The sequence below is a fragment of the Pseudomonas lundensis genome, from assembly GCF_001042985.1.
In the GTDB taxonomy this organism is placed as follows: Bacteria; Pseudomonadota; Gammaproteobacteria; order Pseudomonadales; family Pseudomonadaceae; genus Aquipseudomonas; species Aquipseudomonas lundensis.
Genome location: NZ_JYKY01000024.1, coordinates 77,292 through 85,338 on the forward strand (window position 1 = coordinate 77,292; position 8,047 = coordinate 85,338).

Below are 8,047 nucleotides of genomic sequence, written 5' to 3' on the forward strand. Positions count from 1 at the left end.
GCTTCAGTTCGGTCTCCTGAAGCGTGAAACGTTTTGGGCTCTCAATAGAATTCAGCGTCATCCGAGGTTTTTGAAATGAATGTTTTGATCATTGGCAGCGGTGGCCGCGAACACGCACTGGCCTGGAAAGTCGCTCAGGACCCACGCATTGCGAAAGTGTTCGTGGCGCCGGGCAACGCCGGTACAGCCATTGAAGCCAAGTGCGAAAACGTCGATATCGACGTACTGGCCCTTGAGCAACTGGCCGACTTTGCCGAGAAGAACGTTTCCCTGACCATCGTGGGCCCGGAAGTGCCGCTGGTGGCCGGCGTGGTCGATCTGTTCCGCGCCCGTGGCCTGGACTGCTTCGGCCCAACCGCAGGCGCTGCTCAGCTGGAAGGTTCGAAGGCGTTCACCAAGGATTTCCTGGCGCGTCACAAGATCCCGACCGCCGATTACCAGAACTTCACCGAAATCGAACCGGCGCTGGCCTATCTGCAAGAAGTCGGCGCGCCGATCGTGATCAAGGCTGACGGCCTGGCTGCGGGTAAAGGCGTGATCGTCGCAATGACCCTGGCTGAAGCCGAAGACGCCGTACGCGACATGCTGGCTGGCAATGCCTTTGGCGAAGCGGGTTCGCGCGTTGTAATCGAAGAGTTCCTCGACGGCGAGGAAGCCAGCTTCATCGTGATGGTCGACGGCAAGAACGTATTGCCAATGGCCACCAGCCAGGACCACAAGCGCGTCGGCGATGCGGACACCGGCCCGAACACCGGCGGCATGGGCGCGTACTCCCCTGCTCCGGTCGTGACGGCCGAGGTTCACCAGCGCGTGATGGACCAGGTGATCTGGCCGACCGTTCGTGGCATGGCCGAAGAAGGCAATGTCTACACCGGTTTCCTGTATGCAGGCCTGATGATCGACAAAGCCGGCAATCCTAAGGTCATCGAGTTCAACTGCCGTTTTGGCGACCCTGAAACCCAACCGGTGATGCTGCGCTTGCAGTCGAGCCTGGTGTTGCTGATCGAAGCGGCACTGGCTCAGGCACTGGACAAGGTTGAAGCGCAATGGGACCCGCGTCCAAGCCTGGGGATTGTCCTGGCAGCCGGCGGCTACCCGGGCGACTACGCTAAAGACGCGGTGATTCACGGTCTGGACGCTGCGGCGCAGCTCGAAGGCAAAGTGTTCCACGCCGGTACGGCGTTGAATGCCGCGCAGGAAGTGGTCACGGCCGGTGGTCGTGTATTGTGTGCAACGGCCATGGGCGACACGGTCGAAGCCGCTCAGCAGCACGCTTACGCGCTGGCCAAAGCCATTGAGTGGGATGGCTGCTTCTACCGTAACGACATTGGTTATCGCGCAATTGCACGCGAACGTGGCGACCGTCAGGAATAAGCAATCCAGATGGATAGGCAAGGGCACCCCACTCTTGCCTAACTGTTCCAGCGCCGCGCATAGTTATTCATCAGGCTTTACTCTACGAAGGGATTTCGCCGTGCGCTGGCTCAGGATCGCCATTGGTTTTTTTGTCAGTTTATTGACCGCTCTGCTTGTTTTACTGCCGGCACATGCTGCTCAGGGCAGCAGTTGGTCTGTGCTGTCAGACCCTCAAGGCACGTTGCAAATCAGCGATGTGCATTCATCTCGATTCGCAACTCAATTCAGCCCCATTGAACTCGATCAGCTCAAAGCCGCTGAGCCGGGAGAAGCGCTGTGGCTGCGTTTCCGGCTGGTGCCGGACAAACACGAACAAATCCTGCGGGTGTTTGCGCCCGATGTGTCCCGGCTGGACCTGTACGTGCTCGACGATCAAAAACTGATCGAAGAAGTCACCGCCGGCAATACCCTGACACAGGCCGACAAACCCCTGCCAAGCAGTGACTACATGCTGCCGCTGCCCCAAAGCAGTCGCACGCTGGACGTCTATCTGCGGCTGGTCTCCGACCATCAGTTACGGCCCTACATCACCCTCGACACCGCTGTCATGCTGGCGGCCAATCAGGGCAAACCCTTGCTCTACGGCTTGCTGTTGGGTTGCCTGCTGATGCTGGTTCTGCACAACCTCACCCGTTTCGGATTCACCCGTTCGATCAGCAGCTTGTGGCTAGCGATTTGTGAAGCCCTGCTGCTCACCAGCTCTGCGCTGTTCCTGAACCTGCTGGGCCCGTGGTTGCCCGAATGGCATGGCGCGCAAACACCCGGCGCTTATCTGGCGCTGCTGCTGACAGCCCCCTGCGGGCTGATGTTCGCCTACAGCTTTTTCTCATCGCGCGGCCCGCACCCGATCAACAGGCTACTGCTGGCTGACATCCTCATCATTGCCCTCGGCGGCCTGCTGTTGCTGTTCATCGACAACCTGCCGCTCAACCTGATGACCTACGCCTTGGTCGCCCTGGCGAGCCTGAGCATCTTGCTGGTCTCGGTCTATCACCTGCAAAAAGGCTATCGCCCGGCCCGGCTGTTCGTGGTGGCCATCGCTATTTTCAACCTTGGCACGCTGGTGATTCTGCCCGCCCTGCTGGGCCTGACCCTGATAGCCCCCCAAGAGCTGGTACTGGCCCTGATGCTGATCGTCTGTATCAGCGGTTTCCTGATGAGCCTGGCGTTAAGTGAGCGCAATCGAAGCATCACAGAAGACGAATTCAGCATCAGCCGTGAATTGGCGGCCAGTAACGCCGAGGTCAATGCCAAGGCCGAATTTCTGGCCAAGATCAGTCATGAGATCCGCACCCCGATGAACGGCGTGCTGGGCATGACGGAGTTGCTGCTCGGCACGCCGCTGTCCGTCAAACAACGGGACTACGTGCAAACCATTCACAGCGCCGGCAACGAGTTGCTGACGCTGATTAACGAAATTCTCGACATCTCCAAGCTGGAGTCCGGGCAAATCGAGCTGGATGACGTGCAGTTTGACCTCAACGCCCTGATCGATGACTGCCTGAGTATTTTCCGCACCAAGGCAGAGCAACAGAACGTCGAACTCATCAGCTTCATTCAACCGCAAGTACCGCGGGTAATCAGCGGTGACCCGACCCGCTTGCGCCAGACGTTGCTGAGCCTGCTCGAAAGTGCGCTGAAGAAGACCGATGAGGGCGAAATCCTGATTGTCGTGGCACTTGAAGAGCGCAGCGACCCGCCACGCCTGCGCATCACGGTTCAGGATTCTGGCCAGCCCATGGATGAGCAGGAGCGCGATGCCCTGCTGCACGCGGAACTGCACAGCAAGAACTTCCTGGCCGCCACGCGGTTGGGCGGGCACCTGGGGCTGGTGATTGCTCGGCAATTGATCATGCTGATGGGTGGCGAGTTCGGCATCAAACCCGGCCAGAGCAAAGGCAGCAGCCTGTGGATGACCTTGCCGCTGGATCCTCAGCACCTGGAGCACCAAACTTCCGACCTCGACAGCCCGCTCAAAGGCGCCCGCGTGCTAGTGGTCGACGACAACGACACCTGCCGCAAAGTATTGGTGCAGCAATGCACCGCGTGGGGCTTGAACGTCAATGCGGCTGCCTCCGGCAAAGAAGCCTTGGCACTGCTGCGGACCAAGGCCCACTTGCGTGACTATTTCGATATTGTCCTGCTCGACCAGAACATGCCCGGCATGACGGGCATGCAACTGGCGGCCAAAATCAAGGAAGACCCGAGCCTCAATCACGACATTCTGCTGGTCATGCTGACGGGCATCAGCAATGCGCCGAGCAAAATCATTGCACGAAACTGCGGGATCAAACGCATCCTGGCCAAACCAGTGGCCGGTTACACCTTGAAAACCACACTGGCCGATGAACTCAGCCAGCGCAATAAAGGTCAGGTCATCAGCAGCAAAGCCACAGCCGGCACCCCGACGTTGCCCACCACTGTGCCAGGGGACTTCCGGATTCTGGTGGCGGAAGACAACAACATCTCCACCAAAGTGATTCGCGGCATGCTCGGCAAACTCAATCTGCAACCCGACACCGCCTGCAATGGCGCCGAAGCCCTGAAAGCCATGAAGGCCGAACGCTATGACCTGGTGCTGATGGATTGCGAAATGCCGGTGCTCGATGGTTTCTCGGCCACTGAGCAATTGCGGGCGTGGGAAGTCAGCAACCAACGGGTACGCACACCCGTGGTGGCATTGACGGCTCACATTTTGACCGAACATAAAGACCGCGCCCGTCAGGCGGGCATGGACGGCCACATGGCCAAACCGGTCGAACTCTCGCAACTGCGCGAACTGGTCGAATATTGGGTTGCCCAACGTGAGCTGCGTCAATCTCAGGAACAATCGCCCTCGTTACATTAATGGCGAGTTTGCCGACAGACCTCCAACCGCCTGATAGACTTTCGGCGCCTTCCTTCGACGTGAGCTCATACCATGCTCCATGTGCTGTTCAGTGTGTATTTGAAGATGCTGGTGCTCTACAGCCCGTTCTTCGTGCTGTCGTGCTTTATCAGCCTGACGCGGGGTTACTCGAACAAGGAACGTCGCCGTCTGGCCTGGAAAGTCGCCCTGGCCACCCTGATTTCGAGCGTGTTGCTGTACCTGTTCGGGCGCACGATCTTCAATGTCTTCGGCATCACGGTGGATGCGTTCCGCATCGGCGCCGGCAGTGTGTTGTTCATCTCGGCGTTGGGCATGGCTCAAGGCAAGTCGGCGGTGCAGACAGATAACGTGCAGCAGGATGTGACCATCGTTCCACTCACCATCCCGCTGACCGTCGGCCCTGGGACCATCGGTGCGTTATTGGTGATGGGAATTACCCAACCGCATTGGGACGACAAACTGATGGCGATCACCAGCATCGCGCTGGCCAGCCTGACGGTCGGCATCGTGTTGTACCTGTCCAACCGGATTGAACGCATTCTCGGTGAACAAGGCTTACAAATCGTCAGCCGCCTGATGGGGTTATTCGTATGCGCGCTCGCGGCACAGATCATCTTTACCGGGGTGAAGGGGTATCTGGTGCCTTGAGCTGATAGCTAAAGCTCTGCATAAGCTCTCTGGAGGCCTATTGCTTCAGATTTTTGAAAAAATCGTCACCAATTTCACTCATTTTTTGCAGAACAATCTCTCGATGAGGGTTGTAGTTTTCGGTCCTCAAATAAAACCCGGAACAGGCTGTTTGCACATCCAAAGCATCGTCCGTCTTGATTTTTTTACCATCGAAAAAAATATTATCGAGATTGACGCGCGATTTAACTTTCATCCCGCTTACGAACATATAGCTCCCCAAGGCCTTGCGATGCTCACAGGGAACAAACTGATAATGGGCCATTGAGCCATTGCGATTACGGCTCTCAAATATGTCTTGTGACGCCTTGTCCAACTTCAACATTTCAATCGAATGCTTGAGCGAAGCACGAAGCGACGCTTGATTTACGTACTTAAGGCCGTCTAAAACGGCCTCTTCCAGGCTATAAAAAATACCTGTTTCGGCCCAGCCGGAACGCATATCTTCATCGACCTCCCACCCCACCGCCATCAGGCTTTCAGTGAACAAATCGAACCAGTCCACAAGCAGTTTGTCGTTCTTCAAAGACTTGTCAGCACTGTATTGAGCAAGCGCAAGGCTGTTCATAATATCCTGTTGTTCTTGGGGCGAGAATCCGTCAACAAATGAAAGAAGACTACCACCGACCATAACGACGCGATTACTCATTCCGTATTTTCCATTCGTAGCACGTATGCTTTAAATAAGTTACCGCGCAAACCCGCCGGGCTCGGCAAATCACATTCCTGCTTCATCCCTACTCGTTGCGCGGGGTAGATGGGGTATCTACTCGATTAAACAGCCCGATGCTTTAATGAATCGCCAAGTCGACAATCTGATCGACTGCTATATCTTTCACTAAAGCATTTATATTACCTCTGACCTTATCGTACATGCGCGTATTCAACTCAGCACTTGATACCGTCAGCGAGGGCGTACCAATCAGTTCTTTACCCTCTAAGGGCCGAATAAAAATATTTGCGCCCGGATCCCCATGAACGCTCAAACGAACCTGAACCGTTAACAGCTGATTCTGAGGATTGAGCACACTGAGCAGGAAACAAACATTTAAAGAACCTTGATCATTCAGGGTCAGATCAGAGACGGAACGCTTAAAGACTGAATCAAAAAACACTTTCTGCGCCTGTGCGTCACACGTTAAAGCCTTTAGCCCATCGCGCAGGAGCTTCAGTGAAACCCCGGAGTTAATAGTGTGTGCCTGATTAATTAGCTCTGATATCACAGAGAGCACGTCAAAAAAAGCATCCTCACTTGGCTTTACATCAACATTCTGTGAAAGCGTTGTTATCCACTTCGTCTGTATACGCGCCTCACCGATATGTTGATCCCAGCTGCCGAGTTCAGCGAATCTGTCAGCTCTGCCGTCCGCATAAAACTGCATAAACAATTGCGAACAGGCAAGATCACTTTCAAACGGCACAGGCAAGTTATCCGGTAAAAAAATTAACTGGCCTGATACGACTTTGAGCTTGTACTCCATGTACATCCCCCTTATTCGGACATAGCGCTAATGAACGAGGCGACACTATAAAGTGCCGCCCCGCTGACGAATCATTTCAGATTTATGTTTGCAAAAAAATCATCAGAAGACTTATCAAGCTGACCGAGTATATGGTGCTCACGGCGCTTATAGGAATCAAAGTTCAAGTTCATCTGAGTCGCCGCTTTTTGAACACTCAGACTCGAAGCCTTCCACTTCCAGAACCAGGCACCGCCTTCGGAGGAGTTAAAAGTACATTCCAGACCGGCCAGGACAGTCACAGCAATACCGCCCTCAGACTCTAAGCACGGCATGATCTGACAACTGCCTACGCTACTGCCCTTACTGTTGTTATCAAACAACGTAATGATGGCATTGTCTTTTTTGATTCTATCGAAGACTTTACCCAGTAAAGGAACGATCGCTGCGGCATTCGCCCCTGCAGCCATAGCAACTATTTCCAAAACGAGACTGTCCATGGTGACATTGACATTTTTCGTATCATGGGTGGTGTATATATAATTGGTGAAGGTCCAACCACACGCCTTCATTGATTCATGGTAAGCCTCGTACCATGCCAAGGCATTGGTTTTACGGTTTGCTTTTGTATCGGCATAAGCTTCAGAGAGCTGGGCAATATTCATAACCGCCTGACGCTTCTCAGGAGCCACACCATCAGCAAATGCAATAACGATTGGTGTTTCCTTCCCGATCAGTGCAGTTTCTTCTGTTGTCTCGCCTCCCACGCTTGGCGATTCAGGCGTCGTTAAAAATTGCATTTTTTGCTTGACGGGCAACGCATTAAAAAACTGTTCGGCTTCTTGGTCTGTAAAAGCAACGTTTTCACTAACAATCATACAATCACTCCATTTGATTTTATTTAGCGAGCCTTCCCGACCCGTTAAATAAAACATAGCCTGCTTTTTCTACAATACAAAAAATGGTTCCTTACTTAATATTACAGAAACACGCATTACTAAAACGTTGCTTCCCGCCCCGATCAACTCCATCCGACGTTCATCCCTGAACAGAACAATAAGACAGCACTTATCAGATTGGACTGGAGAGTCGCCCTGACTACCTTGATGTACCCTGGGATTTGGTTGCGGATAGAGTCGAACAACCTCGCCGTGGCGGGCGCATGAGCGCAGGTAGTCGATTGATGCTCAACGGTTTGTGCGATGCAGTGTTTGTGATATTACTTTTCGTACAGAGCCGAACCAACGCCCAGAACACTTTCCCATGGCCTGCCCCTCAACCGAATCCTGCGCATTAGAAACAATGACGCTTACATCGAGCTCATTACAACTAACTTAATCGACCTCTCCCCCTTCGCACACGGGCTTTTGCCACGTACGCCACCTGATTCAAACTCTATATAGCCAGCATAGGAGTTATTCACACTGCCACATTAATAAAAACCAGTAAGCCTCATATATTTATTTGACGCACACTGACGAATATTCCGTAAGCGCTCCATAAACCCCACTTGGCTAAAGATGGGTAAAGCGTTTAGCTGTGAAGTCGAGGTTCGCAGTTCCACGGCAGCAAGGCTTCGTAATCCTCTACCGATGTCGCCGTTGGCAAACGTTCA

The 8,047-nt window shown here is 53.9% G+C and carries 6 protein-coding genes; 3 read left to right on the top strand and 3 right to left on the bottom strand.

Annotated features, from left to right (window positions below):
• The first annotated feature begins 75 nt into the window (after positions 1-75).
• The 3 genes from purD to TU74_RS17835 all read left to right on the top strand — a co-directional run bounded on the left by purD (position 76) and on the right by TU74_RS17835 (position 4,933).
• Entirely contained in the window at positions 76-1,374 is a 1,299-nt protein-coding gene (gene purD, locus TU74_RS17825; RefSeq protein WP_047275186.1) for a phosphoribosylamine--glycine ligase, read from the top strand.
• 100 nt (positions 1,375-1,474) lie between these two features.
• The gene (locus TU74_RS17830) at positions 1,475-4,264 is read left to right on the top strand and encodes a hybrid sensor histidine kinase/response regulator (protein ID WP_047273205.1); all 2,790 of its coding nucleotides are present in this window, start codon (positions 1,475-1,477) and stop codon (positions 4,262-4,264) included.
• A gap of 72 nt (positions 4,265-4,336) precedes the next feature.
• Positions 4,337-4,933: a MarC family protein gene (locus tag TU74_RS17835; RefSeq protein ID WP_047273204.1), complete on the top strand. Its 597-nt coding sequence runs from the start codon at positions 4,337-4,339 to the stop codon at positions 4,931-4,933.
• Between the two features lie 37 nt (positions 4,934-4,970).
• Here TU74_RS17835 and TU74_RS17840 read toward each other — a convergent pair whose 3' ends face one another.
• The 3 genes from TU74_RS17840 to TU74_RS17850 form a co-directional block, all read right to left on the bottom strand.
• Entirely contained in the window at positions 4,971-5,621 is a 651-nt protein-coding gene (locus TU74_RS17840; protein ID WP_139047489.1) for a hypothetical protein, read from the bottom strand.
• 142 nt (positions 5,622-5,763) lie between these two features.
• On the bottom strand, positions 5,764-6,453 hold the full coding sequence (locus tag TU74_RS17845) for a hypothetical protein (RefSeq protein ID WP_047273202.1): 690 nt from the start codon (positions 6,451-6,453) through the stop codon (positions 5,764-5,766).
• 71 nt (positions 6,454-6,524) lie between these two features.
• Positions 6,525-7,310, bottom strand: a complete 786-nt coding sequence (locus tag TU74_RS17850; protein ID WP_048377203.1) for a hypothetical protein — start codon at positions 7,308-7,310, stop codon at positions 6,525-6,527.
• Positions 7,311-8,047: the final 737 nt, after the last annotated feature.